Here is a 25,813-nt window from a genome sequence, read left to right as displayed (position 1 = left end):
GCACGGATTGCTTGGAGGGACCAATGGAGCTTGAGAAGACGACTCTTGAGAACGGCGTACAGAAAGTGTCGCTCTCAGGTCGCATGGATGTCGATGGTTCGCTGAAGGTCGACGGCGCGTTCAACGATATCGCCAAGGCGAGCAAAAACGTTCTGGTCGATATGTCAGAAGTGTCATTTTTGGCGTCGCTGGGAATCCGGACTTTGATCACGGCAGCGAAAACGGTATCAAACAATGGTGGGAAGCTCGTTCTTCTCAGCCCACAGCCAAACGTGGAGCGTGTCCTCAGAGAAAGCCGCATTGATACGGTACTTCCGATAATCGAAGACTCGGCGGCTATCGACAGGGTCTTCGTGTCCTAGAGCAGAGTTCGGTTAGACAATGGCTGCGTCCGGTTGCTGGAACCGCCTTTTTGTTGGCTCGTGGCAAGAAATCGGCGCTGCCGTGAGCTGGGTGAAGTCGGTGGCGACAGACCTCAATTTGCCGGACGCGAAGGCCTACGACATGCAGGTCTGCGTAGAAGAACTCATGACCAATATCGTCCGACACGGGGGGACCGCCTCAGAGGGTTCGACTGCCGCGGCAGGACAGTTGGAGGGCGCCAACGGTCCCTTGCAGATATCGGTGACGCTCGATAGCCGCGAAGACGGCGTTCACATGATCATTGAGGATAATGGCAGTCCATTTGACATAACGGCAGCGTCGCACGACGTTGTCCACCAAACGTTGGATGAGATCGAGATCGGAGGACTCGGCATCGGCCTCATCAAGAGCTTTTCGGAGCATCTGCATTATGATCGCACCGCGACAGGCAATCGCGTTAGCCTACAATTCATAGTGTGAGCAGCAGCTTCTCAGGGAGCAACACGTTGGAGTGCTATTTGCGGAGAGTATGTCGGATCCAAGTAAACAACTAATCCTGATCGTAGACGATACACCTTCCAACGTAGCCACCATCGCCGGCATCCTTGGAGCCAAGTTCAGAACAAAAGTGGCGACAACTGGGGAGAAGGCTCTCCAGATCGCAAGCGGACACGAAAAGCCTGACCTCATTCTTCTCGACGTGATGATGCCTGGCATGGATGGCATCGAGGTATGCCGTCGGCTCAAAGCCAACGACCAGACGAGCGACATCCCCGTGATTTTTCTGACCGGAAAGACGGAGACGGTGGATGAGGTCAGGGGCTTCGAGGCGGGTGGTTCGGACTATATCCGGAAACCTTTTCCGCCGGAGGTTGTCCTCGCGCGCGTCAAGACCCAGCTCACCCTGAAAGCGGCGCTCGCTGAGGCGCAAAATTCCCACGCAGACCAGAATTTTCTGTCATCCGAAGCTCTTTCAGACGTATTGGCGTCGCTGACACCTACCGAGTTGAAACCCGGCGAGTGTCTCTTGCGTCAGGGTGAAACAAGCGAATGTGCCTACTATTTGGATACCGGCTATTTGCGCGTCTACGAAAACACACGGCATGGCCCGGTGACTCTCGCAAAGCTTAAAGCGCCCCGTCTCATCGGCGAGATTGGGGCTCTGGCCGGGATTCCTCGGATTGCAAGTGTCGATACACTCACCGAAGCACGCGTGTATCGCATCAACCGTGCGCAGCTGTTCCGGCTAAGCCGAAAATCACCCGAACTTCTTATGGCCGTCGTACGACAACTCGGCGAACAGACCATGTCTGTCAGTAAGGCCGTTGCGCTTTACACGAACGCGCTGTCCGCTCTGGAAAAGGGAAAACTCGACCAGACGATTCTGGATGACCTGGCCAATCCGCCTCCGCAACTTGGCCAGTTTGCCTCAGCCTTTCGCCGCTTTGCAGATCAGATCCTTACAAAGCAGCGGCAGCAAGAGGAAATGGCGAGCGCCGTTCTTATCCAAGAATCCTTCCTCCCTTCCGAGCCAAGCCTAAGCACACCGGCTGCTGACATCGAGGTTCGAGGCCACATTCGTCCAGCGCGTGCCGTTGGCGGGGATTTCTACGACTTCTATATGCTCGATGAAGATCGCCTCGTTGTTGTCGTGGGCGACGTCTGCGGAAAAGGGCTTCCCGCCAGCCTGTTTATGGCCGTTGTGGTCACCGTTTTACGTATGGCGGTCCAAGAGGAACGCAGCACCAACGCAACAATAGCGCGGACGAATGCCATCCTCTGCCGCAACAACGCCTCTTCGCTATTCGCCACGGTATTCTTCGGCGTCTTGGACGTCCGCGACGGCACACTTGAGTATTGCAACTGCGGACACACCGCGCCCGTATTGATGCGAGCGGATGGAAGCAGCCATCGCCTCGCAGCGACAAGCATGCCACTGGCACTTTTCGAGGACATGACGTCGAAATCCGAAACGACGAAACTGGAGACCGACGATCTTCTTCTCCTGTTTACCGACGGCATCACCGAGGCGATCAATCCGGCCAAGGAGGAATATGGAGACGAACGGCTCCTGCGTGCACTTGGTCAGAGTAAACACGTGGCATTGGAAGACCTGATTTCAGAGCTCGTCGAAAGTGTCGATCGATTCGCGTGCGAGGAACCACAAGCTGACGACATCACCTGTGTCGCCGTTAGGCGAACGACGTAAGGGGCGCAGTGGACGCAAAGTCGTGAGCCACGCCCGTCGCCTGGATCCTTTGGTGGCTGGTGAGGGGTTGCACACAGTTTGTTTTCGCTCTACGCCGCACGTTATGTCCGTGACCACCAAAGCGCCGAAAAGCATCGAAGATATCGAATCCGGCGTTCGCGCAGGCGACAGGGTCGCGCTTGGGCGTGCCATTACCCTCGTCGAAAGCACGCGTCCGAAGGATCAAGCGATGGCGCGCGACCTGCTGAAGCGACTTATGCCGGATACGGGTAAAGCGATCAGGATCGGTATCAGCGGCGTCCCAGGTGCCGGAAAATCCACACTCATCGACCAGTTTGGCCTCAATCTCATTCAGGCGGGGCACACGGTAGCGGTTCTTGCAGTTGACCCAACCTCGTCGCGGACTGGCGGCTCCATTCTCGGTGACAAGACGCGCATGGGCCGACTGGCCTCAGAGTCCGAGGCGTTCATTCGCCCCTCACCCGCTGGATCAAACCTCGGCGGCGTCACAAAGACCACGCGCGAGACGATCGCGATCGTTGAGGCCGCAGGATTCGACGTGGTTCTTGTGGAGACTGTTGGCGTCGGCCAGTCGGAAACTGCAGTTTCCAATATGGTGGATGTCTTCGTTGTCGTCGCCATTCCAGGCGCCGGCGACGAGTTGCAAGGCATTAAGCGCGGACTCCTGGAGCTTGCGGACATCATCGCTGTAAACAAGGCGGACAGCGACAATGTGGAGCGCGCGAACCGCGCTGCAACGGAGTATCGCGCGGCACTGCATATTCTCGCCTCCGGCAACACGGCCTGGCAGCCGGCGGTTCTCACCATGTCGGCGCGCGATAATACGGGCCTCGACACGCTTTGGGAGAAGATCGGGGAATGCCGGAGCGCCCTCGCCGAGGCGGGCGTTCTCGATGAACGCCGCGCCGAACAGGCGGCAACCTGGATGCGGGAGATCTTCGAACAGCGCCTCCTCGCGGCCTTTAAGGGCGGACGCCGCGCAGCGCGCGAATACCAAGACATCGAGGGTCAAGTTCGCGAAGGCACAATCAGCCCGGCAGAAGGCGCCGCTGCACTCGCGGAACTCGTGGGTTTGGAAGACCCTGAATAGCGACTGGACGGCATTGAAGAGACCGATACCCTCTTCCCTCTGACCCCAAGCAGAGATAAGCCAGAGTTATGGCAGACGTCTCGTCCGACCTCATGACGCACGACCAGGCCAAACCTCGCGTCCTGATCACGGGTTTTGGCCCCTTTCCCGGTGTTGCCGAGAACCCTTCCGGCTGGCTAGCTGAAATGGTCGCGGCTGCAGCTCCACCCACGAACTGCATGATCTATCGGGCTGTACTCCCGACCGAGTGGCATGCCGTAGCCAGCCGAGCCGCTTACTTTCACCAAGCCATCCGCCCGCGTCTCATGATCCATTTTGGCTTGAAGGTGGAGGCAACGGAAATCCAGTTAGAGTCAAAAGCCCACAACCAGATCGAGCACCGACCCGATGCAGGGGGCGCCCATCCGGAACGCAATGTGGTGATTTCCGGTTGCGAGGAAATGCACGAGACATGGCTCCCAGTCGATGCGCTTGCCGGTCGGCTGCAGGCTGAGAGCATTCCTGTGAGCGTCTCTCAGTCTTGCGGCCGCTATCTCTGCAACGATCTTTACTTTCGCTCGCTCAACTGGGCCGAACAGAATGGAAGCGACGCGCTTTTCGTCCACGTGCCCCACATTCATATCTTGAGCATGAGCACTCTATTGCAGGCTGCAGAGTTGATACTTCAAGAAGCGCTTCATGCTGTCCAACTGCAAAGCAAGTTCGGCGCGGGTCTGATTGATGTCCCGCCAGAGTCGCGATGAGCGCGTCGCGTGGGCAGTCCGGCTACGGAGGCGGTCTTCAGATGCGGCGCCGTGAGGCGCTGCTCGCGGGCCTTGCCGCAGGTGTGGGCATTGTCGCAAGCGTTGGCCTGAGCATGGCGGGCCCGTCGAACACACGCAAGTTGATTGCCGCGAACGGTCTGGGAATAAAACCTGCAGGTGGAGCTGTGTCCCAAACCGCGGCGCTTCAACAGGCAATCGACGAAAATGCTTCGTCTGGCACGCCCCTTCTTCTGCCTCCTGGAACGTATAGGACGGGAACGCTTACGCTTAGGCCCGGGTCGCAAATCCACGGCGTTTCAGACCAAACAATCTTGAAATCTGAGGGCGGAGCAATTCTCTCCGTGACCGGCGCGGATGGCGTTCAGCTGACAGGGCTTGTGCTCAACGGTGGCGCGCGGCCGCTAGAAAAGTTCGACGCGCTCCTAACCGTGGCCGGCGCTATCGAACTCGATGTGTTGGACTGCCGCTTCCTAAATAGCGGTGGCAATGGCGTAAGCTTGCACGAAGCTGCGGGCCGTATCGCGCGCTGCACGTTCGGCAACATTGCAGGTGGAGCAGTCTATGTGGGACTCAGATATGAAGGCGCCATTGTCGAAAACAACATCGTCGATACTGCCGCGACAGGAATCTTGGTGAGTAATTTTAACGATGGCGGGCGCCCGGCTGTTGTCCAAGGCAACATCATCCGCAATCTCTTCTTCCGGAAAACAGGTGAAGCACCCGGAAGCGGGATCGCTGTGGGGGCTGATGCGTCAGTACACAGTAATGTTGTGGAAGGCGCACCGGCCTACGGCATACTTGTCGGCTCGAGTGCGCGTTTGCGCAATGTCAGCGTGACCGGGAACGTCGTTCGCAGAAGCCATATCGGTATTGGCGTAGCTGCCGATTCTGGAGCCGACACCGCGCTCATCTCCAACAACCACATTGACGGCGCCCGGCATGGCGCGATCCGCACAGTGAAGTGTTAGACAGCCATAGGCCGAGATCTCGCCGAAGCAAACAGAGCGTCCCAACGCTATCTTTCTGTCCGCGCGAACGTCGTCCGCCAGTCGGCGCTATTCGACCTCAGCGTCGCTCGACATCAACTCCGTCGGCACGCCCGGCGCTTGCTTAGACGTCCGGATTACCAGCGAAGTCTTGACGCTCTCCACGTTCTGAGCCGCCGTAAGCTCATGTATGATGAAGTCCTGAAACATGCTGAGGTCCGGCGCCACACAGCGGAGCAAAAAGTCGATTTCGCCTGAAAGCATGTGACAGTCCCGGACCACGGGGCTGCCTGCAACCCAGTCCTCAAAGGCGATCAGATCCACCTCGGCCTGGCTATGAAGCTTGATCATGGCGAATGCGGAGACATCGAAGCCCAGCGCCCGATCATCCAGAAGAACCGTGAAACCTTTGATGATGCCCGCCTCCTCAAGCGCACGGACGCGGCGGAGGCATGGCGGCGCCGAGATCCCCACTTTTCGCGCCAGCTCAATATTCGTGATCCTGCCGTCAGCTTGAAGCTCACGCAGAATAAGCCAATCGGTCGAGTCGAGGCGGGCGGCACGCATTGGGGGCCATGCTCCCTAGACGATAGTGGGCCCATCGCGCTAGAAGGCGCGATGGCAGGTCGATAACGCTCGGCCGGAAAGTTTTGCATACTTTTGCGGCGTCTACACAACAGAATCGAAAAGAATTTAAGCATTTTCCATTTCGGAAATTCTATTGAGCAGGATTTAGCGAAACTTATGCCGAAAACCTGGATCGTCACGGACGGCGCGGTTGGCATGGAGGCACAGGGCATTGCCGTGGCTGAAGCGGTGGGCCTGCCCTACTGCCTAAAACGTGTAAAGCCAACAGGACCGATACGGCTGATACCCACCCGTTTCCAACACCTCGTCCCAGCGAAGGCGCGGATCGCGGCCTCGGAGTCGAATGCTCCTATTGCCCCGCCCTGGCCTGATCTTGTGATTTCCATCGGACGGCGGAGCGTGCCGCTGGCGCTCGCCATCAAGGACCTCAGCGGGGCTTTTGGCCTACATATCCAGAACCCGAAGGTCCCTGCCCAGCTGTTCGACCTCGTCGCCGCACCCGTCCATGATGACTTCGAAGGGCCGAACGTGGTCAACACCTTCGGGGCCGTCCATAGCGTGACGCCGGAAAAGCTGGCGGAAGCTGGCGCACACTTCGGTCCCCGACTGGCCGATCTGCCACGTCCCTATGTCGCCGTTCTTCTTGGCGGCGAGAGTCGCGCCTTCAAGTTTCCGCCGGAAGCCGGGACGCGCTTCGGGAAAACGCTGGCGAAAGCCGCCCTCGAAACGGGTGGCAGCCTTCTAATCACGCCCTCGCGCCGCACGCTCCCAGATACACTTGATGCCGTAGCGGACGCGGTGAAGGCGGTTCCTCACATCGTCTGGGACGGGAGCGGCGAAAACCCCTATTTCGCCTTTCTGTCCCTCGCCGATGCCATCGTCGTTACCGAAGACTCCGTCAACATGGTGACCGAGGCTACCGGCACTGGAAAACCCGTCTACATTCAGGTTCTTTCTGGCCGGTCAGCACGGCTTGACCGTTTCCATGCCCTTATGCGCGAACGCGGCGCCACCCGGGCGTTCGAGGGTCACATCGAGCCCTTTGACTACGCGCCCGTCAACGATACAGAAGCGGTCGCGGCGCTGATCCGGAAGGCGCTTGGCCTGGACTCCAAGGTATAAAGGAGTTGTGAAACCGAACGGGTTGCGCGAAGGCTCTCAACTGCTTACGTCTGCCATCCGACAATGAGAGGCCAACCCCACCTGAAAGGCAAAGCCCATGGGTTCCCGCCACGAGAAGCTCATCATTATCGGCGCCGGTCCGGCCGGCTACACAGCGGCAATTTATGCAGCTCGCGCCATGCTGAAGCCGCTCCTGTTCGAGGGTATCCAGCCCGGCGGCCAGATGACTATCACCACCGATGTCGAGAACTACCCGGGCTTCGCCGATGTGATCCAGGGGCCGTGGCTGATGGAGCAGATGCGGGCGCAGGCCGAGCACGTCGGTACCGAACTGAGCGCAGACACGATCGTCGAGGCAGACCTCTCCTCCCGGCCTTTCCGCCTGAAGGGCGATAGCGGCGAAGAGTACCTCGCTGACGCACTGATTATCGCAACGGGCGCAAAGGCCCGTTGGCTGGGCCTGCCGTCCGAGGACAAGTTTCAGGGTTTTGGTGTGTCGGCCTGCGCCACTTGCGACGGCTTCTTCTATCGCGGCAAGAACGTCATCGTCGTCGGCGGCGGCAACACAGCCGTCGAGGAGGCGCTTTACCTTGCCAATCTTGCGGAGAAGGTCACCCTAGTGCATCGCCGCGACGAACTGCGCGCCGAAAAGATTCTGCAGGAGCGCCTCTTCAAGCACCCGAAAATCGAGGTGCTGTGGGACCACAATCTCGTCGAGGTGATTGGTGCCGATGATCCGCTAGGCGTCACGCACGCCAAGCTGGCGCATGCTAAGAGCGGCGACGAGACCACTATGGAGATCGATGGTATTTTCATCGCCATCGGTCATTCGCCCCAAACTGATCTGTTTAAGGATCAATTGGAGCTCAAATCCGGTGGCTATATCCAGACCTCACCCGGATCAACAGTGACCAGCGTTGCCGGTGTATTCGCCGCCGGAGACGTCACTGACGATGTGTATCGCCAAGCCGTCACGGCAGCCGGCATGGGCTGCATGGCTGCGCTGGATGTAGAGCGCTATCTGGCCGGACTTACTGCTCACGCCGAAGCTGCCGAGTAGCAGCTCACACCCCGGTCTAGAACCAGACCGAGGCGACACCAAACAGGCTTTCGCCGGCGACAAGTCCTGCAGCGATGCTCAAGAGAAAGCGCGCGGCCCACTTGGGCGCGAGCTTATGCGCAATAGCGGCCAGAGCAGCGCCAGCGAACAGCATGAGTGACGTGCTTGCAGGGATCACGAAGGCAAGGCCAAGAGCTGCCCCGCTCGGCACAAAGATCAAGTGCCTCCGATCCAGCCAACGCTCCACCAACGCCAACACGATTCCTAAGGCGCCTCCGACGGCCATCGCCCAGAGCGCGGAGGGTGCAATGCCGTGGAGCCCCTGCCCAAGCGCCTCGGCCACGGCTTTCCAAACGGCAACGGCGGGGGCGGGCCATTCGGGTGTAAAGAGTTGGGTGGCGGGATCCGGGATCAGCATCAAGTAGACGAGACTACTGACAATACTGCCCACCACGACCCCGGCACACTGAGCGATGACCTGACGCGTAGGATTTGCACCCACTTCGTACCCTGCACGAAAATCGTTGAGCAGATCCGCTGATTGCCCGGCCGACCCTCCCGCGACATTGGCGGTCATAAGATTGGTAATGGGCTGTCCTGGCGCCATAACCCCGAACGTTAGCTGCGAGACCTTACCGATCGCGCCAATAGGCGCAACTGACGTCTCGCCGACAACGCGTGCCGCCACTGTCGCCAGCACGAAAGCTATAGGGATAGACGCAAGAGCCATGGTCCAATGGATCCCAAACAGCACGATTTGCAGCAGGATGGCCAACGCACTTGCGAATGCGAAGCCAACGAATTGAAACACCCCGTTTCCGGACTTGGGTCTGTGTCGGTGTGTGTGTGGATGTTGCTTAGAAACGGCGAAGAGAGAGGCCGCAAAGCTTGTAAGACTTGCCGCCACCATCACCGCAACGCCGGGCCAGAGCAACCAGCCAACCAGGGGCTCGAACCAGCTCGACTCGCCGTGATCTACAAGAACGATTTCATGGTCGACCAATGCAGGCCCAATAAGCCCCCAAGCAATCAGCGCCCCCGCGAGCAGACCGAGGCCTGCGCGCGATCCAATGATGCCGCCAAAGCCCAACAACAAGAGCGAGGGGTCGAACACGAATGTGTATTTCGAGGCGGTGAGGGTCGGGCCCACCCGCGGGATATGCCAGACGAACTTGTCCAGAACATTGAACAAGACGGCGCCGGTCAGCGACGACATCAAGACCTTCACACGCGACATCGCCTCATCTGCGTGCGCGAACATATCTCGCATGGTTTGAGCCGCTGCCATGCCGGCGGGAAACACCAGCTCGGATTGTTCGATCATCCGGGGCCGTAAGAACCAGCCAATCCAAACGCCGAGGAAACTCACCGTGAAGACCCAGACGATGAGCGGCAACCAAGGCAAGTTCTCACCCGTCATCGCCGCGAGCGCAGGTATGGGCGCAACAAGGCCGCTCGAGGTGATAGCCGCAGCAGCCGAGGCCGTGGTCTGATTAATGTTGCTTTCCAGCATGCCCCAAGAGGGCCGCTGAAAGAGCCGTGAAATGGGCGCCCAGAACGCGAAGGCCAACAACAAGGCCGTGATCGACATATTGAAAGCCCAGCCGATCTTCAGTCCTGAGTAGACGTTGCAGGGCGCCAGTACGGCGCCCAGGATCAGGCCGGTGGCAAGCGCCCGTGGCGTGAGCTCTCGACAGGAAGGCCCCGCGTCCGCCCTGGCAGCAGACCCCCCCGTCAAGCTATCTTGTATCCCCGTCATTTATTCAGCTAACTGCCACGATCATGCCGCCGCACCAAGCGAGAACTCGCCCAAAACACTGCAAACGCACGAATCGCGGGCGTTAGGCGCCAGCGAGGCGCAATTTTACCTTAAGGCACGAGCCATAGCATTCAGGGCAGATTATGCTGTATTGTACGAACACTAACGCGTTGGGCTCAGGGCCCTATAAAGGAAAAGCTGGGCTAAAGGGGAACCCATGAACAAGAAGCAGATGTTCGAATTTCCAGCAGACATGCGTGACTTGGCAGAACAAAATGTCGAGCAAGCACGCGTCGCTTATGGCCAGTTCATGGAGTTCATGAGCCAAGCGATGAACGCCTGGTCCGCCTCTGGCGTACCAGAAGCAAAGAATTTCAAGGCACTCCAGGAGCGCGCAATTGGCTTCGCAAAGGAGAACGCGGAGCGCTCGTTTGCTTTGGCAAGCGACCTTGCGAAGGCCCACGATCTGCAGGAAGTCATGACGCTACAGAGCCGCTACGTGCAAACCCAAATGCAGACCTTCGGTATTCAGGCTCAGCAATTGTCGTGGCTGATGGCTGATGCTTTGCAAAACATGCAGTCGGGACGGAAGTCCTAGCGCGATCGGCTTTGCACTTTTGGTCCGGTGGCAGCACCGCGCGAATTGACCCCAAATCAATCGGGGGTGACGGTGGCGTGTGCGGCACACTTGCCCGCCTCACTTCTTCGCCATCCCAAGAATCGTGAAACGTTATGCCGGCTGTCTGAGCAACGCAGCAACTCACCCCCATAACTCTATGGACTTAGGCGCCCAAGAGATGCTCAGTTAGGATACAATCAAAGACGGCAGCTCGGGACCGCGTTTCTCGCCGAGCGCGTCAAAAACGATGGGAAAATCCTGATGGCGTTTACCCGGTTGATCGCGTTCGTGTGTGCCCTCCTTGTCCTCGCTACCGCGCCTGCGCTCGCGGCACGATGCGGCAACAATGCTGCCGGTTTCGAAAAATGGAAGCGGGCCTTCGCTCAAGAAGCCCGGGCCAATGGGATCGGCAAGCGTGGCATCAATGCGCTCATGGGTACACGATATTCATACGGAACCATCAAGGCGGACCGCAGTCAGAGCAGCTTCAAGCTATCGCTCAACCAATTCATGAAAAAGCGAGGCGCGTCTGCCATCGCCTCCCAGGGGAAACGCTATAAGCGATCCAACGCCGCGCTCTTGAATGCGATAGAGCGACGATATGGCGTGCCGCCGGGACCGTTGCTTGCCATTTGGGGCATGGAGACCGGTTTCGGCCGCTACATGGGTCGTCAGAACACGCTGTCGGCCGTCGCCACCCTCGCCTATGACTGCCGGCGGCCACACTTCTTCACGCCGCATCTCTACGCCGCGCTTCAGCTCGTGGACCGCGGCGCCTTAAGTCCCGGTCAAGTTGGGGCCATGCATGGCGAGATAGGCCACACGCAGTTTCTGCCGCGCAATGTCATTCTCTACGGTGTCGACGGAAGCGGTGACGGGCGCGTTGATCTGAACAACAAGGCCGATGCGCTCGCTTCGACAGCCAATTTCCTGCGCGGCCATGGCTGGCGTCGAGGCGCAGGCTACCAGCCTGGCCAACCCAACTATCGGGCAATTCAGGGCTGGAATGCTGCTGGCGTTTACCAGCAAACAATCGCGATCGTCGGCGCCCAGATCGACGGCGGATAATGGCTCGAAGGACATCGTCCAAGACGCGGAGCCGCCGCTCGCGCTCAACCCGGCAAACACTGATCAATCAACTCGGGCGAGCGATCGCTCTCCTGATCGTGCTTTGCCTGGTCCTGCTTCTAAACCGCTATTGCGGAATGGATACGCAAGAGCTTGGCTCTAGCGCAAAACTGGTGGCGATCGACGGCGACACATTGCGCGCAAGCAACGGTGAGGAGTACCGCATCTTTGCGATCGACGCGCCTGAGCTGCATCAGACTTGCACCGACGCCAAGGGTAAGGCGTGGGATTGCGGCCGCGCCGCGAAGCGGGAACTCGCCGCGCTCATCAAGGGCAGCGAGGTGTCCTGTACCGAGAAGACCACAGACAAATACGGCCGCAACATTGCCCAATGCAGTGCCAAGGGCGTCCCCGATATCGGCGAGGCCATGGTACGAGAGGGCCTTGCGATCGATCTCGGTCGGCAAACGGGCTACGCCTATGCGGGCGCCGAAAGCGAGGCCCGCTCCCAAGGGAAAGGCATGTGGGCTGGCACCTTCCAACGCCCCGGCGAATGGCGCCAGCAGAACCCGAGACGCGACTAAGCTTGAAACACAAGGCCTTGCCGCAAAAAAGGCCGGCCCCTCATGGGGACCGGCCTCTTTGATGTGTACTGAAACAGGATGCGCGACTGACGCGCGTCCTCGCGACCGACTTACGCGGCCTTCGCGTAGTAAGACTTCAGCTGGTTCATCACTGCAGCCTTGTCAAACTCCGCGCCCAAAGCGAGCATGGCATCGGCGAAGCGGCTGACGATTTCCGTAATCTGCTCGGGCGTCAGCTGGTTGAGGATACCGATGCGAACCTGGACTGGCTCCGAGAGCGTTGGCCAAATACCGAAGCCCTGTGCACGGGCACCCTGGACCAGCTCCTTTTCGCGGCCAGCCAACTTACCCGGCAGGTTCAGCACGACAAGGCTCGGCATGTTCGAGGTGACCTCGCAGCCCATGGCCTCGACAGCCTGGCGCAACGCGGCTTCATGGTACTTGTAGTCAGACGCCTTACGGGCGCGGCCATAACCAAGAATAATGCGAAGTGCTTCGTGGAAAGCCGCAACCGCATATCCCGAATGGGTGCGGTGATAGGTCGGGGTGTCAACATCCTTACCTTCGATAATGCCCCAGTGGCGGGCCTCGAAGATCGGGTTGTGCACGAACGAGTAGCAACCACGCGCTTTGAGGACCTCAATAGCCTTGTCGTTAAAGCTAACGGGCGCATAAGTGAGCGGCAAGGAAAGCACGCCCTTCTGCGGGCAGGATGCCCACGCGACAACGCCCGGATAGTCGTCAATGTTGAAGTCGCCGACGCCAAGGCTCGACACGGCGTCGACAAGCCCCATCACACCGTGCTTCACGCAAGCATCGGAGAAAGCCTGAACGTCGTTCACGCGACCTGAACCGGTCTCCCAGTGCGCCATAAACGCCCACATGGGCTTATGCTCGGCCAGCGCGGCCTCAATGACGTCGCCGGTGACGGACTGGCCATGAGGCACGGTGACGGTATGAACATTAGCCGGGTGCGGGTCGAGAGAGTCCTTGGCAAGATCCTCGAGCGACGAAGCCTTGATCCGGATGGTCAGGTCGTCGATGCCCGAAAACGTGCCGTTGACAAAGGACACAACCTTGTCGCCCGGAAGGATCAAACCCTCCATGGAGTCGAGGCCGCTCCATCCAGTGCCGGCAACGCCGAACGTGAAGAGGTTCTTCGTGCCCCATAGCTCACGGAGCATCTTCTTCGCCTCGATCATGCCGCGGAGAACGTCGGCCTGCATGTGGTCAGCAACGCCAGTCTTAGCAAAAGCCTCAAGCACGCGCGGATCTGTGTTGCCGGGCCCGGGGCCTGCGGCAAGGGTCTCCGGGATTTCGAGAGCTGGAAATACAGTCATAGGATTACCCTCTGGAAGCTAACGGACATTATACGAAAGTATTAAGGCACAATCGTCTAACGGTATGGGCGACGCAGGGCAAGGCCCGGGGCCAAAATTTGGTGCCTCGAGCTGCCCGGCCGCCCAAAATGAAAAACGCGGCCCACCCCCTGTTGGCAGGGATCAGGCGGCCTGATCCCTGCGGTGCGACAGAACTTGATCGGCAGCCTTGCCGACCAGCTCGGCCAAATGGTCGTGCCGGGCCTGAAATGTCCCAACCCCAGCTGTTGCCGACCTCAATTCCACAATTAGGTTCTGGATCTCGGCTTCCGGGATATGCGCCTGAACGACATCCCAACCCTGCCAACCTGGACGGGCGTCGAAGCCCAGGATCTGCCCGCGATGAAAGGAAACAATGGAATTAACGCGTGGAGTCGCCTCGGACGGAACGGCTATGTCGACCGCCATGATCGGCTCGAGTAGGACGGGCTGGCATTGCGGCAGCCCCTCGGACATTGCCAGCCGGCCAGCCTGGCGAAAGGCCATATCCGAGCTGTCGACAGAGTGGTAGGACCCGTCGACCAAGCACACCGCGACATCCACAACTGGAAAACCGAGTGGTCCCGAATGCAGGTAGTCTCGAACGCCATGCTCCACGGAGGGAATGTAATTCTTCGGCACCACACCACCTGTAATCGTCTCTGCGAACGTGAACCCCTCGCCGCGCGGCAACGGCTTGATGTCCAGCACCACATCGCCGAACTGACCATGGCCGCCCGACTGCTTCTTGTGGCGCCCGCGGACCTGTGCCGACTTCCGGATGGTCTCCTTGTAGGGAACCTCGCGCTGGAAGGTCGAAGCGGCAGCGCCGTACTTGCTCGTCAAACGCTCGAGCGCGACGCGCAGGTGCATCTCACCCTGTCCCCAGAAGATCATCTGCCCCATGTCCTGATCGTGGGCGATCGAGATTGAGGGGTCCTCCTCCACAATCTTGGCAAGCCCGGTGGTCAGTTTCACCTCGTCCTTCTTTTCCTTGGCAACAAGCGCCAAGCCGAAAACTGGCTCGGGCATGTCCGCCCGCTCTATAGAGGGCAAGGCCCCCTTCTCTGTTGACAAGGTATCGCCGGTCCTGACGCCATCGAGGCGCCCGAATGCGACGGTGTCGCCGGGAAAGGCGGGGCCCCGTTTGACGGGCTCCTGACCCAGAACATCGAAGGTGCCGGCGATCCGTTCTTCGGCCTCGCCTCCGTACACGACATCTCCGTCGGCGAACTTGCCGGCCAAAACACGCGCAAGGGAGAGCTTGCCCGCATGGGCCGTGTGGAATGTCTTCATTACGAATGCACAAGACGCAGCATCAGCAACGCCGAGACGTTCTGCAACTGCCTCCACGAAGGGCACTTCATGACGCAGTGCCTTCAAGAGCCGAACAATGCCATTGCCATTCTCAGCCGATCCGAGAAGCACGGGGCAGATTACGCCTTCACGCAAGTCCAGCGCCAAATCGTCAAAGACCTTGTCCCGCGGTGGCGGCACATCTTCGAGAAGCTGCTCCATCAGTTCGTCGTCGTAATCGGCGAGCTGTTCAAGCATCGAGAAACGCGCTTCTTGTTCTCTCTCCGTGAGCGCATCAGGGATATCGATCACTTCGGAGGGAGCATGTTCGCGATAGACATGGGCCCGTTCGAGGGCAAGGTCGATGAAGCCCGTAACAATGCTGTTCTCCCAGATTGGAATCTGGCGCAAGACAAGCGGTAGGCCTGAAGCTGGCTGCAACATCGGAATGATGTCGCGAACACGCGCCTCGGCTTTGTCTATCTTGTTCAGAAATAGAAAATGGGGGATGCCTCGATCTTCAAGCTGCTTGAGCATCAGCTGGAGGGCCGGCACCTTCTTGACGTCTGGCTCGCACACCACGACGGCCGCATCGCAGGCCGCGAGCACATTTGCCGCGTCTGCCTGGAACTCGATAGAGCCCGGACAGTCAAGAAATGTGAATGTTTCTCCAAGATATTCGGTGGTGGCGGCATTGAGCTCGACGCTCATGCCGTGGTGGCGGGCTTCCTCGGACGCGTCGCCAACTGAGTTGCCTGCGACCGTCGAGCCCTGCCGGGCAATGGCGCCCGTTCGCGCCAAAATTGCTTCTAGAAGTGTCGTCTTACCGCTGAGATAGGGGCCAACCAGTGCGATGCAGCGGGCGCTGCGGGCTGGTTGGCCCGATGCTTGGCCCATATCTTCCTCCCTTGCAAAACGCGCAAGGTGGGCCCTTTTTCCTGGCCCTTCGTCCCTACGCGAGCCGTTACAACACCATCGTGACAAGGGAAGTCCTGTCTGGCAAGGGTCGCGTCTTCAACTCGACTAAACCTCCCCGCGCCTCTTCTGATCGGCCAGCCGAGACAGTATGGTACCGGGATGTACTATCAGGAGTTTTTCATGCGTCTTGTCAGCATGTTCGCGCTTGCGCTTGTGCTTTGGCTGTCGCCAATGCCCGTCGGTCAAGACCGCGCGGCGGCGCTTTCAGCAGCAGAAATGCCGGTGAGTTCATTGGTGCAGCGCGCAAAGATAGTCTGTGGCAACACGCCGGAAGGGTACCGTTGCCGAAGCGAGGGTGGCGCGATCCGACGGGGCAAGATGCCGAAGATCCCAAAAAGCAATAATTCCAGCCCGCCTGCCGCCGGCTCTACCGGAGGCTCATTGTGGGACGGAGGTGGCGGTGGTAGCGGTGGTCTCTGGGGCGGCGGCGCCCTGTGGGGTGGAAAGAAAAACGAGGCTCCAGCATCCGCGCCAGCATCGGGCCGTGCAACGACAGGGACGGCGGCGGCCGGAGGCTGCCCACCGAACTCCGAGCAACTCGGCGGTTATTGCATTCCATATCGTCAGACGTGCAACCGAGGTCTTGCCGCGAATGCCGCACCGCAAGTCTGTCGCACATCCCAAGAGAAGCTCGTCTGCGAGTTCCGCACCGATGGGCTGAAGGACTGTTGCTGCCGCATCTACAGTCAGAATTGATAAGCCCGGCCTAAGAAGACGTCGCGTGCGGACCTAGCGGCTGTCCGAAAGAGAACTCGATAATGTAGCCAGTGGGATCTCGAACCCCGCAAAGGTAGCCCGTGGGCCGGGCGTATTCATGCGGTTTCCAATGCAGGCACCCGTCTTCTTCAGCGAGCGATGCGATCCGATCCACGTCCTCGCGGGTCGCGACGCCGAAACCGTAATGGGTCATGTCCCGGGGCTCCTGGTCGCGAACGACGCCACCGCCGAGCAGAACCAGGACAAACCGATCTCCAGAGCCGGGGCTAGCCAACCAAACCACGCGCTTGTCTGCTGCCCCATGCTCCTTCACGATCTCCATGCCGCAATAGCGCGCGTAGAAATCAATCGACTTGTCGAGATCTGCAACCTGAAGCGCACAATGCGTGAATGCTACTGCCGTCATAGCAGCATTGGATCACAGACATGCAGCTCGACGTAAGACCCCAAGAAGGGCTGTCGCCAACTGGCCCACGTTATGGCGCCGAGCGCAATGCGCGATTCCGACGGGGCGGCTTTGTGCGGATTCGGTCTAGGATGCGCTCGAACGAACCGAACAGCCAGTAATGCCCCATGTCTTCGATGACTTCGAGACGGCAGTTCGGCAGCGCCTCCGCGAGAAGATAGGCGGATTCTGGCGGGACAATTGTGTCCTCAGAGCCTTGCCAGATCGAAACCGGGGTCTCGAGCTGATGCAACGGCAAATGCCAGGGGCCGCAGTATAGGCGCAAATCCTGCACCGCTCCCTCCACCGACCGCATTAGGCCTTCGCACATGATAGTGCCTAGTGAGTGACGGAGACCGTACTGATCCAAAATGGCGCGGTCCGTCTCGGTTGCGTACTGCGACACGATATGCTCGGCACTAAGCGGGAACCACGTGATCATCGAACGTACGCTGTGGAAATAGGCGCGCGCGGCGAATTGAGAGTTTCCCAAATACGAGAAGATGAAGTGATGCAAGCCCGACATAGATCCAAGCCGCACATCGCTCACGAGCCCGACAGGAGAGATCAACGCGACCTGCTGTACACGGTCTTTCATTAATAGCGCTGCGGCCAGCGCATGGGGCCCTCCGCCAGAGAATCCCAAAAGGTAAAATCGAGTGATCCCCAAACCATTTGCGAGGGCCTGAATGTCGTACGCCGTTTCGCTCAATGTCTCATGGCGATGCACGTCGGATAGGCCGTAGCCTGCACGGTCTGGCGCGACGATCCTGAAACCCATCTTTCGTGCGACGGCATCCGTGCTCTCAAACAACATGCGAGAGCCCGGCGTACCATGCAGGACGATCACCGGCTGGCCGTCGGGCGCCCCATATTCCGCATAACCCAGACACCGCCCATCTGCTAACCGAAGCACGCGCGACGAGCGTTCAGCAAAAATATCGGGATCGTCCAAGACGTACTTATCCATAGGCGCGATGTATCGGCGATTGCTCTGAGCGTCGGCACAATGATTGTGCGGAATGCATGTGGGTCGCGCAGCCCGGCAGCGAACTGCGAGGATAGGCTCGGTGCTATTCGCAGCCAACCATGATGTCGACGGGGTTGATAATCAAAGTGACTGCCTTGCCTTCGTAAAGTTTCAACGTCTCAAGAGAGGCGATTGTCACGCTGACTTCGACCATTGTGTCTCCAGCAATCTGCACGTAGACAATCGCCGTCACGGCTCCCTTGCGGATCTCCATGATCTTGCCCGCGATTTGGTTCGCAGTGCTGAGCTTAGAGAACTTCATCGTTGTTTCTTCTGACATCGCCCCACCTCTTCGGTCTCGCTCAGTTTCCAGCGCCGTCAGCGCTCAGTTAAGACTAGCGCAGAAGCGCTGAATGCGCGTACAGGCTTCCCGCAGCGCTTCAACCCCGGTCGCATAAGAAACGCGGAAAAAGGGCGAGAGGCCGAAAGCCTCCCCATGCACGACAGCCACGCCTTCCTCCTGCAAGAGGTGCTTGGCGAAGTCCCCATCGCTCTCGATCGCGTCGCCCTTTGGGGTCTTTTTGCGAATCGTGCCGGCGCAAGAGGGATACACATAGAAAGCACCTTCGGGAATCGCACACGTCAAGCCATCGGCCTCGTTCAGCATCGAAACCACCAGGTCCCGGCGGTCTTGGAAAGCCTTGACCCAATCGGTCAGAAACTCCTGGGGGCCTCGCAGAGCTTCAACCGCGGCCCATTGGCTGATGGAACACGGGTTGGACGTGGACTGCGACTGCAGCTTGCCTATGGCCTTGATAAGTTCTGCAGGTCCGCCCGCATACCCGATGCGCCAACCCGTCATGGAATAGGCTTTTGAAACGCCGTTAAGGGTCAAAGTGCGCTCTTTGAGCCTCGGCTCGACCTGCGCCGGCGTCGAGAACTTGAAGCCCTCATACACCAGATGCTCATAGATATCGTCGGACAGAATCCACACGCGCTCGTGGCGCAAGAGCACATCGGTAAGCGCCTTGATCTCGTCGCGCGTATAGGCGGAGCCGGTGGGATTGGACGGCGAGTTGAAGATGAACCACTTGGTCTTCGGCGTAATCGCCTTCTCAAGCGCGTCCGGCGTGAGTTTGAAATCGTCTTCGAGTTTTGTGTCGACTACGACCGGCTCTGCGCCGGCCAACAGCACGATATCCGGATAGCTCACCCAATAAGGTGCAGGAATCACAACCTCGTCGCCAGGATCTAGGGTTGCCAGAAGTGCGTTATAGAGAACGTGCTTCCCACCACTCCCAACCGTTACTTCAGTGGGCTGGTAGTCGAGACCGTTCTCGCGCGCAAACTTCTCGCAAATCGCCTGCTTCAGTTCGGGGATGCCGTCGACAGCGGTGTACTTCGTCTCGCCGCGTCTGATCGCCTCAATGGCGGCAGCTTTGATGTTGTCCGGCGTGTCAAAGTCTGGCTCACCAGCGCCAAGGCCAATGACATCAAAACCGGCAGCTTTCATCTCGCGAGCCTTGCCCGTGATCGCCATGGTTGGCGAAGGCTTCACCCGTTCAAGCGTGCGGGAAACCAGTCCCATCGATGACTCCTGATGATTTGAAAGGGCCACAGAACACAGGCATATAGGAAAAATTCGGCCAACCCTATGCGTGCGGAAGTGTTGCCGCAAGTGCATTGCAACATAGAATTTCGGAGCAGACGAGACGAAGCCCGGAACAGCCGGCGATGGAGCTGTTTCGGAGCCATGATGGGAATTGTGACGGGCGGTCTCTGGAATCCGCGAGGCGACGCTCCAGGAACCAATGCCGAAGATTGCGTTGCCGCTATGCCAATCCTTCGCGAACACGAAATTCTGAAGTGCCCTAAAAATATGATTTATATAGGTTAATTTTGGTTCTCTGTTCCAGACAAGCTTGTATCCGTGGCAGAAGAAGCCAAAATTGCGGTAGAAGAGCCGACTCGTGATTTCTTTCGATGGTGCCACCCTGTGCTAGTGTCTTGCATTGGGTGAGAATCAGGGGCGACGGCAGCTAGGCACAGGCTCTAACCAATGGAGTTCCACGGGGCTCATGGGAATGACAGAAGCCTTCGTAGCGTTCGTACTAGTTCTCGGAACGCTGGGAATTGTTGCGCTGCAAATGCGGCAGCAAGTTAAGCGCACTGTGACTCGAAGCCAGCGGGGTCGGAGGGACACTTGATGCAGAACGACAGCCGAATGTCTTCCTTCTCGCGCCTGCAGAAGGCAGGAAAGCTTGGCCTTGCCGCGTCCGCAGCGCTCGTCGTGATGCTGGCCGCCTCGGAAGTGCGCGACATATTTCCCGCAATGAACGAGGATGGATTTGCGCAGTCCTTGCGTCAAACTGCCTGGACGAAAGCCCTGTCGGACCAAGCGGTCACCGAGGCCTGGCCTTGGCAAAATATCTCAGCGCCCATGTCTCATTTGCCGTCCGCAAAGGTGCGCCGGCTCGGCCTCAGCGCGTCTTTGCGTGAGATGACCGAAGCTGAGACCGAGGCCGACCACGCTTTGGCTGATCCTCAATCTTTGGCACATCAGGCCGTTGGCCAAAATGTGACGGAAGGCGATATCGCACTGGGTGATGTCAACCCGGGGACCGTCAGTATCGGCGATAGCATAACGTTCACGGCGAGCGACGGTGCGACCTGCGTCTATCGTGTTACTGGCCGTCCGGTGGTTGACCCGCATTTGGATCTAGGACAGGCCGGAGGGGCTACGGGCGAGACCAGCCTGTTCGACTGCAGTCCGCTCGACACGCTGATCATGCGTTCAAGCCACGAAATCGAGAGCGCAGCGCCCGACGGGCGATCCAAAGAACAACAACGCAAACTCTAGCGTCACGACCGCCAGCAGCGGCTAGCCTCCGGGATCGTCCGATTTGGCGGATGCTTAAGGCTGCTCCGCCGGTGTCTCCTCGGGAGTCTCTGCAGCTGGCGCTTGTTCTGGCACAACCGTCTCGCCGCCCTCCGCTGCCGGCTCTTCCGCGGGCGCAACAGGCGCTGGAGCGACAGGCGCCGGCTGGGGCGCTGCCTGCGCGCGGGAAGCCTCGACCTTTTCCTTCAGCGTCTCCAAGCCGTCCTCGTAGACCTCTCCTATATAACCGTCGAGCATTAGCCCCTTCCAACGCTTGATCGGGCTAGAGCCAGACTCGAAGACGAACGACCAGGTCACCTTGGACCCAGCGCCCTCTGGCACCAGATCAAAAGTACTGGTCCCTTGAGTATCTTTGACATCTGCTGAGAGTGTTAGCTGACTTGAAGGATTCGACTCAACAATCTGTATGCTGCCATTGCCAACGGCGGGAACATCGCTTTCCCACTCGACCTTTGCGCCGCTGCCCTCTGCCGGACCGGAATAGGTCATCTTGATATTCTCGTCCTGCACCGCCCACGGCGCCCATTCCTTCTGGCGACGAAGATTGTTCAGATAAGGAAAAATCACATATTCCGGTGCGTTGATGACCACGGACCGGGTGGCAGTGACATACGCCGGCAGCCCAAGCGCGACAGCCGAAAGAATAAGTACAAGAACACCAAGCCCAAGGATGAGCCGCATCATCGGCGCCATACTCGTATCTCCTATATTCTTGGCGATGAGCCCCCTGCGAGCCACCCCCCGCTGTGACACAAGTGCCACGGTTCCGCGCTCGCAAAGTCACAGAAACCGATTACAGTTTCAACGTCAACATGAGGGAGGATCTGACAATGAATCTATCTGCGCCAACCACCCTGATATTCGTTATTTCGGTTGTTTTGGCGATATTGGCAATCCTTAGCACGTTTATGCCGATGCCAATCATCGGGGAGTATCGGTTCTGGGTGGCTATAGCCGCCTATGTGATTCTGGCAATTGGCAATGTTTTCAGAGGTGTCTAACGCTCAACCTGCCTGACGTTGAATCGTTGCAAGGTGAGCCGCCGCGATCCTGCGCGCGGCTTTGTCATTCGCGCTCCTGAGTTTGCCCAACAAAGAAGGGCCGGCTTTCTGCGCCGGCCCTCCAACTGTGTATCGACAGCCAATCTAGTCGTCGTCCCGAGCCCATGACGGCCGATATGGCATCGGCGTGGGGGCAGGTCCCGGCGTCGTTCCGGGCATTGGCGGCCGAGGGGGCGTGTACCCCGGGATAGCGCTTCCTGGTCCACCCGGCTTTGGAGCTGCCGTACCCAAACCGGGCGATGGCGGCTGCGCGGGCTTTGGAGCCGGCTGTGCCAAAGGAGGCCTTTGCACCGGCTGCGCCACAGTCGGTGTTGGCGCCGGTTGGGCCTTGGGCGGAGCAACCGGCTTCGGGGGAGCAGCTGGCTTGGGCGGCGCCATAGCCTTCTTTGGGACAACTCTCTTCGGAGCGGCCTTCTTGGGCGTCGCTTTCTTGGCGAGAGTCTTTTTTGCGGCGGCCTTCTTTAGAGCTGCTTTCTTGGCAGCGACCTTCTTCTTTGCGGCCGCCTTCTTGGCGGTCGCTTTTCGAGCAGAGGCCTTTCGCGCAGACTTCTTGGCCGCAGATTTCTTCGCGGCCGACTTGCGCGCGCCACTGCGCCGAGCGGCTGCCTTACGTGCTGTGGACTTCCGTGCCACCTTCTTGCGCGCCACCTTCTTGCGCGCCACCTTCTTACGCGCAGCACTCTTCCGAGCGGCTGTTTTGCGAGCGGCTGCCTTACGTGCCGTGGACTTCCGTGCCACCTTCTTACGCGCAGCACTCTTCCGAGCGGCTGTTTTGCGAACTGCTGTCTTCTTCTTCGCTGTACGTTTCTTCCCAGTTGTTCTCGTAGCCATTGGTTTGCTCCGATGCTGTTGTGTGTCGCTCAGCGACCCGTTCACGAGGACGCGTACTTCGGTTTACGCTTCACTAGTGCTCCAGGCTTGCCGCACCGTATGGCAAGTGAACTCTTTTTATTTTGTATACGCACATATAATTCAAGTTGCTGCAATCTAACAGGCGCACGACGTTGACATGCAACACGCGATTATTCCACAGCGCCTGTTGAAGAAAAGGCTTTAGCGCATTTTACGCACGAAACGATTCGTTTCTCGCGCAACTCTCGCCTAACTATATTGCAGTGCAAGAGACCGTCGATCGCATGCGCAACGCGCACCCGCAGTGTACGGCATGCTACGCGCGGCCGAAGCTGTGTTGCATTCAGACTCTAGTTCATCTGCAGCAACGCATCCGCGAAAGGTGCTCTCGAGATATGTGGGTCGCCTGTGAACGGAAAGTCGAATGCGAGCCCTAGAAACAACGTCAATGCAAGGAGTGCCGCTAGCGACCCCGTCATGAGTATCTGGGCGTATATATTGGACGATGCAAAAAAGGCGGGATAACCAAGCGTAATCATACCGCCGACGATGAGAACGAACCACAAAACGGCTGGCACCGACCCATCGGCGCTCTCGAGCCGCTCGTTGCGGTTATCGGTAATGATCGTTACCAGATCGAGGGCGTGTTGGAAGAGCACCTGCTCTTTAGCATTCCTGGGTTCTTGTTCGAGAATGGCCGCGTTTAGGGATGCGAGATCGCGTGCAACACGCTCGCTGCGACCCCCAAGAGCCATGGCGTCCCAAGAGTTGTCATAGACGCTCTGAGCGTACTTTTGGATGGCTTTCTGGATCTCCGCACCTTTTTCCGGCAGCGCCAAAGCGACGTGGTACAGATCGATGGCTGCCTTGGACTCGTCTCTGACGGAGGCCTCCGTCTCGCTGTAGTCTTCCCAAACCGCGATAACGACGAAAGCCAACAAGACGGCATAGAGGACGCCAACGACCGCGTATTTGAATCCGGCAACTTCGTTGTTTTGCTTCAGGCGATCCGCGCCGAACTGAAACCTGGTGAGCAGCATAAGCCCAACCGCGTAGCCCACGATTATGACGGTCACGATAAAGCCAATGAGCCACAAAGGCGTGTCGCGCATGAGATAGAGCAGCGCAGTCGCGTAAGCGTCATCGTCCATTGAGCGTCCACCCCAGCGTGAGCAGCGTTAAGACTAGCGGTCGGCCTTCGCTAGGCCCGGTTGTTACTAGATCGATTCGGAAACAAAGAAGCCCATGGCCGACAAAGGTTCAAGGGCAAAGGAGCGGTGACGAAGGCAAGCGCCAACGGGACAGAGCAGCCATCAAGCGGTCGCTTCTTCGACTGTGCCGAACTATTTCGCTGGCGGCGCTTTGCTTTCTGCTCCGGTATGCTGCGCCGTCGATCCCACGAGAGCTAGAGGGCAAGGAACACGATAATGACCACTCCACTTTGGGTGCTTTTGGCGTTTGCCGTCTGAACTGTACTGGTCCTGATGTCTGGCGTGGCGATGCATCGCTGGGGCCTTTTGCTGTCAAATCGAGCGAAGTTTGCGGACTTCGCCGGCGGCCCAGTTGAAGGAACCGATTTTTACGCCCGTGCAACGCGGGCCCATGCCAACTGCCTGGAAGACCTTCCAATCTACGGAGCATTCGCCCTCACGGCGGCGGTAGCGGGCATCGACACGCCCCGTCTGGGCCAACTTGCGATCGCAATTCTGATTGCTCATGTTTACCAAAGCGTGCTGCACATGGCGCTGCCGATAGTCGATACGACGGTGCCAATCCGCGGTCTCCTTTTCACCGTCCAGATTTTTGCCTTTCTCTCGATGGCGGCGATCATCGCCCTCGCGGCAAACGGTTCCGGCCCCTAGCCAACGCCGGTCAGCGCCGCCATATTCGCAGAAATGCCCCCTCGTGTACCAAAGACATTCGGCTCCCGCGCAGAGCCCCGTGCTGTCACCGGCGAAGCTGCCGGCATGCCGGTGTCTGGCGACCGGCGGGATCCCGGTTTTGGCGAGGCACACCAGCCACTGATCCAGGATCATCCCCTGGTCACGGGTGCCGCCATGGCGTTCACGCCGCACCGGCCGGCGCGACCGGAGAAATCGGAAGGCGGCATCGCACTGGACCTTCAGACGGACATGGAGCCTAAGGGCGACCAGCCCCAGGCGATTGCCGAACTCGTGGCGCAAGCTAACGCGGAGGAGCGCGATCAGGTCCTGCTCGGCGTCACCGGATCGGGCAAGACCTTCACCATGGCGCAAGTCATCGCGCGCACCCAACGGCCAGCGCTCATCTTGGCGCCCAACAAGACGCTCGCAGCTCAGCTCTACGGCGAGTTTAAAGCCTTCTTCCCCGACAACGCAGTGGAGTACTTCGTCTCCTATTACGATTACTACCAGCCCGAAGCCTACATTCCGCGCACGGACACTTACATCGAGAAAGACTCGTCCATCAACGAACAGATCGACCGCATGCGCCATGCAGCGACGCGCGCTGTCATGGAGCGAGACGATGTGGTTATCGTGGCGAGCGTGTCTTGCATTTACGGTATCGGCTCGGTCGAGACCTATACGGCGATGACGTTCAGCCTAAAACGTGGTGACCGCATCGAGCAGCGGCAATTGATGGCGGATCTCGTGGCCCTGCAATATCGGCGAAACGACGTCAATTTCGCGCGCGGCAGTTTCCGCGTCCGCGGGGACACGATCGAAGTATGGCCCGCACACTTGGATGACCGGGCGTGGCGCATCTCTCTGTTCGGTGACGAGATTGAATCAATTGTCGAGTTCGACCCCCTGACCGGCGCCAAAACCGACGAATTCGCAATCGTCAAGATCTACGCAAACTCACACTACGTGACACCGAAGCCCACGCTGAAGCAGGCGGTGCGCGGCATTAAGGAGGAGCTGAGGCAGCGCCTCATCGAACTGAATGGCGCCGGTCGGCTTCTGGAGGCGCAGCGCTTGGAGCAACGAACCTTGTTCGACCTCGAGATGATCGAGGCCACGGG

The 25,813-nt window shown here is 58.9% G+C and carries 26 protein-coding genes and 1 pseudogene; 16 read left to right on the top strand and 11 right to left on the bottom strand.

Annotation, left to right across the window (positions count from 1 at the left end):
* The 6 genes from AC33YF_RS07795 to AC33YF_RS07770 all read left to right on the top strand — a co-directional run.
* Nucleotides 1-362: STAS domain-containing protein (locus tag AC33YF_RS07795; RefSeq protein WP_491776636.1), on the top strand; the 362-nt coding region annotated here is incomplete at its 5' end.
* 19 nt (nt 363-381) lie between these two features.
* On the top strand, nt 382-843 hold the full coding sequence (locus tag AC33YF_RS07790) for an ATP-binding protein (protein ID WP_491776635.1): 462 nt from the start codon (nt 382-384) through the stop codon (nt 841-843).
* 49 nt (nt 844-892) lie between these two features.
* Entirely contained in the window at nt 893-2,572 is a 1,680-nt protein-coding gene (locus AC33YF_RS07785; protein WP_491776634.1) for a SpoIIE family protein phosphatase, read from the top strand.
* A gap of 103 nt (nt 2,573-2,675) precedes the next feature.
* On the top strand, nt 2,676-3,683 hold the full coding sequence (gene meaB / locus AC33YF_RS07780) for a methylmalonyl Co-A mutase-associated GTPase MeaB (RefSeq protein WP_491776633.1): 1,008 nt from the start codon (nt 2,676-2,678) through the stop codon (nt 3,681-3,683).
* Between the two features lie 68 nt (nt 3,684-3,751).
* Entirely contained in the window at nt 3,752-4,426 is a 675-nt protein-coding gene (locus AC33YF_RS07775) for a pyroglutamyl-peptidase I (RefSeq protein WP_491776632.1), read from the top strand.
* Nucleotides 4,423-5,415, top strand: a complete 993-nt coding sequence (locus AC33YF_RS07770; protein WP_491776631.1) for a TIGR03808 family TAT-translocated repetitive protein — start codon at nt 4,423-4,425, stop codon at nt 5,413-5,415. Before AC33YF_RS07775 ends, AC33YF_RS07770 begins: the two co-directional genes overlap by 4 nt.
* 87 nt (nt 5,416-5,502) lie before the next feature.
* Here the strand turns inward: AC33YF_RS07770 and AC33YF_RS07765 are convergent, their stop codons facing one another.
* Nucleotides 5,503-6,000, bottom strand: a complete 498-nt coding sequence (locus AC33YF_RS07765) for an Lrp/AsnC family transcriptional regulator (RefSeq protein ID WP_491776630.1) — start codon at nt 5,998-6,000, stop codon at nt 5,503-5,505.
* Between the two features lie 177 nt (nt 6,001-6,177).
* Between AC33YF_RS07765 and AC33YF_RS07760 the strand changes: the two genes are divergently transcribed.
* Nucleotides 6,178-7,143, top strand: coding sequence for a mitochondrial fission ELM1 family protein (locus AC33YF_RS07760; protein ID WP_491776629.1), 966 nt, complete (start codon nt 6,178-6,180; stop codon nt 7,141-7,143).
* A 97-nt stretch (nt 7,144-7,240) separates the two neighbouring features.
* The gene (gene trxB, locus AC33YF_RS07755) at nt 7,241-8,203 is read left to right on the top strand and encodes a thioredoxin-disulfide reductase (RefSeq protein ID WP_491776628.1); all 963 of its coding nucleotides are present in this window, start codon (nt 7,241-7,243) and stop codon (nt 8,201-8,203) included.
* Between the two features lie 16 nt (nt 8,204-8,219).
* Here trxB and AC33YF_RS07750 read toward each other — a convergent pair whose 3' ends face one another.
* The gene (locus AC33YF_RS07750; protein WP_491776627.1) at nt 8,220-9,962 is read right to left on the bottom strand and encodes an OPT family oligopeptide transporter; all 1,743 of its coding nucleotides are present in this window, start codon (nt 9,960-9,962) and stop codon (nt 8,220-8,222) included.
* Between the two features lie 217 nt (nt 9,963-10,179).
* Here AC33YF_RS07750 and AC33YF_RS07745 point away from each other — a divergent pair, with 217 nt between their 5' ends.
* The 3 genes from AC33YF_RS07745 to AC33YF_RS07735 all read left to right on the top strand — a co-directional run bounded on the left by AC33YF_RS07745 (nt 10,180) and on the right by AC33YF_RS07735 (nt 12,233).
* A complete protein-coding gene (locus AC33YF_RS07745; RefSeq protein ID WP_491776626.1) occupies nt 10,180-10,560 on the top strand; it encodes a phasin family protein in 381 nt (126 codons plus the stop codon).
* 282 nt (nt 10,561-10,842) lie between these two features.
* Nucleotides 10,843-11,649 carry a lytic murein transglycosylase gene (locus AC33YF_RS07740; protein WP_491776625.1) on the top strand — a complete coding sequence of 269 codons (807 nt, stop codon included), beginning with the start codon at nt 10,843-10,845 and terminating at the stop codon, nt 11,647-11,649.
* Nucleotides 11,649-12,233, top strand: coding sequence for a thermonuclease family protein (locus AC33YF_RS07735; protein ID WP_491776624.1), 585 nt, complete (start codon nt 11,649-11,651; stop codon nt 12,231-12,233). The genes AC33YF_RS07740 and AC33YF_RS07735 overlap by 1 nt, the downstream gene beginning before the upstream one ends.
* 110 nt (nt 12,234-12,343) lie before the next feature.
* Here AC33YF_RS07735 and AC33YF_RS07730 read toward each other — a convergent pair whose 3' ends face one another.
* Complete coding sequence (locus AC33YF_RS07730; protein ID WP_491776623.1) at nt 12,344-13,573, bottom strand: pyridoxal-phosphate-dependent aminotransferase family protein; 1,230 nt, start codon at nt 13,571-13,573, stop codon at nt 12,344-12,346.
* 162 nt (nt 13,574-13,735) lie between these two features.
* Complete coding sequence (locus AC33YF_RS07725; RefSeq protein ID WP_491776622.1) at nt 13,736-15,784, bottom strand: elongation factor G; 2,049 nt, start codon at nt 15,782-15,784, stop codon at nt 13,736-13,738.
* A 201-nt stretch (nt 15,785-15,985) separates the two neighbouring features.
* Between AC33YF_RS07725 and AC33YF_RS07720 the strand changes: the two genes are divergently transcribed.
* Nucleotides 15,986-16,561 carry a hypothetical protein gene (locus AC33YF_RS07720; protein WP_491776621.1) on the top strand — a complete coding sequence of 192 codons (576 nt, stop codon included), beginning with the start codon at nt 15,986-15,988 and terminating at the stop codon, nt 16,559-16,561.
* Between the two features lie 10 nt (nt 16,562-16,571).
* Here the strand turns inward: AC33YF_RS07720 and AC33YF_RS07715 are convergent, their stop codons facing one another.
* The 4 genes from AC33YF_RS07715 to AC33YF_RS07700 all read right to left on the bottom strand — a co-directional run bounded on the left by AC33YF_RS07715 (nt 16,572) and on the right by AC33YF_RS07700 (nt 19,585).
* Nucleotides 16,572-16,988 carry a VOC family protein gene (locus AC33YF_RS07715; RefSeq protein ID WP_491776620.1) on the bottom strand — a complete coding sequence of 139 codons (417 nt, stop codon included), beginning with the start codon at nt 16,986-16,988 and terminating at the stop codon, nt 16,572-16,574.
* 70 nt (nt 16,989-17,058) lie between these two features.
* Nucleotides 17,059-17,997: an alpha/beta fold hydrolase gene (locus AC33YF_RS07710; RefSeq protein ID WP_491776619.1), complete on the bottom strand. Its 939-nt coding sequence runs from the start codon at nt 17,995-17,997 to the stop codon at nt 17,059-17,061.
* A gap of 103 nt (nt 17,998-18,100) precedes the next feature.
* Nucleotides 18,101-18,337 carry a TOBE domain-containing protein gene (locus AC33YF_RS07705; protein ID WP_491776618.1) on the bottom strand — a complete coding sequence of 79 codons (237 nt, stop codon included), beginning with the start codon at nt 18,335-18,337 and terminating at the stop codon, nt 18,101-18,103.
* A gap of 45 nt (nt 18,338-18,382) precedes the next feature.
* The gene (locus tag AC33YF_RS07700; RefSeq protein WP_491776617.1) at nt 18,383-19,585 is read right to left on the bottom strand and encodes a pyridoxal phosphate-dependent aminotransferase; all 1,203 of its coding nucleotides are present in this window, start codon (nt 19,583-19,585) and stop codon (nt 18,383-18,385) included.
* 636 nt (nt 19,586-20,221) lie between these two features.
* Here AC33YF_RS07700 and AC33YF_RS07695 point away from each other — a divergent pair.
* Nucleotides 20,222-20,857 carry a hypothetical protein gene (locus tag AC33YF_RS07695; protein ID WP_491776616.1) on the top strand — a complete coding sequence of 212 codons (636 nt, stop codon included), beginning with the start codon at nt 20,222-20,224 and terminating at the stop codon, nt 20,855-20,857.
* Nucleotides 20,858-20,911: 54 nt separating this feature from the next.
* Here the strand turns inward: AC33YF_RS07695 and AC33YF_RS07690 are convergent, their stop codons facing one another.
* Nucleotides 20,912-21,589, bottom strand: coding sequence for an SRPBCC family protein (locus tag AC33YF_RS07690; RefSeq protein WP_491776615.1), 678 nt, complete (start codon nt 21,587-21,589; stop codon nt 20,912-20,914).
* 137 nt (nt 21,590-21,726) lie between these two features.
* On the opposite strand from AC33YF_RS07690, the gene AC33YF_RS07685 reads away from it, so the two are divergent.
* A complete protein-coding gene (locus AC33YF_RS07685; protein WP_491776614.1) occupies nt 21,727-21,897 on the top strand; it encodes a hypothetical protein in 171 nt (56 codons plus the stop codon).
* A 144-nt stretch (nt 21,898-22,041) separates the two neighbouring features.
* On the opposite strand, the gene AC33YF_RS07680 is transcribed toward AC33YF_RS07685, so the two are convergent.
* Together AC33YF_RS07680 and AC33YF_RS07675 are read right to left on the bottom strand one after the other, a co-directional pair.
* On the bottom strand, nt 22,042-22,788 hold the full coding sequence (locus AC33YF_RS07680; RefSeq protein WP_491776613.1) for a histone H1-like repetitive region-containing protein: 747 nt from the start codon (nt 22,786-22,788) through the stop codon (nt 22,042-22,044).
* Between the two features lie 371 nt (nt 22,789-23,159).
* Nucleotides 23,160-23,960, bottom strand: a complete 801-nt coding sequence (locus tag AC33YF_RS07675; protein WP_491776612.1) for a bestrophin-like domain — start codon at nt 23,958-23,960, stop codon at nt 23,160-23,162.
* A gap of 333 nt (nt 23,961-24,293) precedes the next feature.
* On the opposite strand from AC33YF_RS07675, the gene AC33YF_RS07670 reads away from it, so the two are divergent.
* Both AC33YF_RS07670 and AC33YF_RS07665 read left to right on the top strand, forming a co-directional pair.
* Nucleotides 24,294-24,671, top strand: a complete 378-nt coding sequence (locus tag AC33YF_RS07670; RefSeq protein WP_491776611.1) for an MAPEG family protein — start codon at nt 24,294-24,296, stop codon at nt 24,669-24,671.
* 201 nt (nt 24,672-24,872) lie between these two features.
* Nucleotides 24,873-25,813, top strand: a pseudogene (locus AC33YF_RS07665) (DEAD/DEAH box helicase family protein); the annotation flags it as partial.

This window comes from Methyloceanibacter sp. (assembly GCF_058506495.1).
This window is presented reverse-complemented; position numbering and strand designations above follow the sequence as displayed.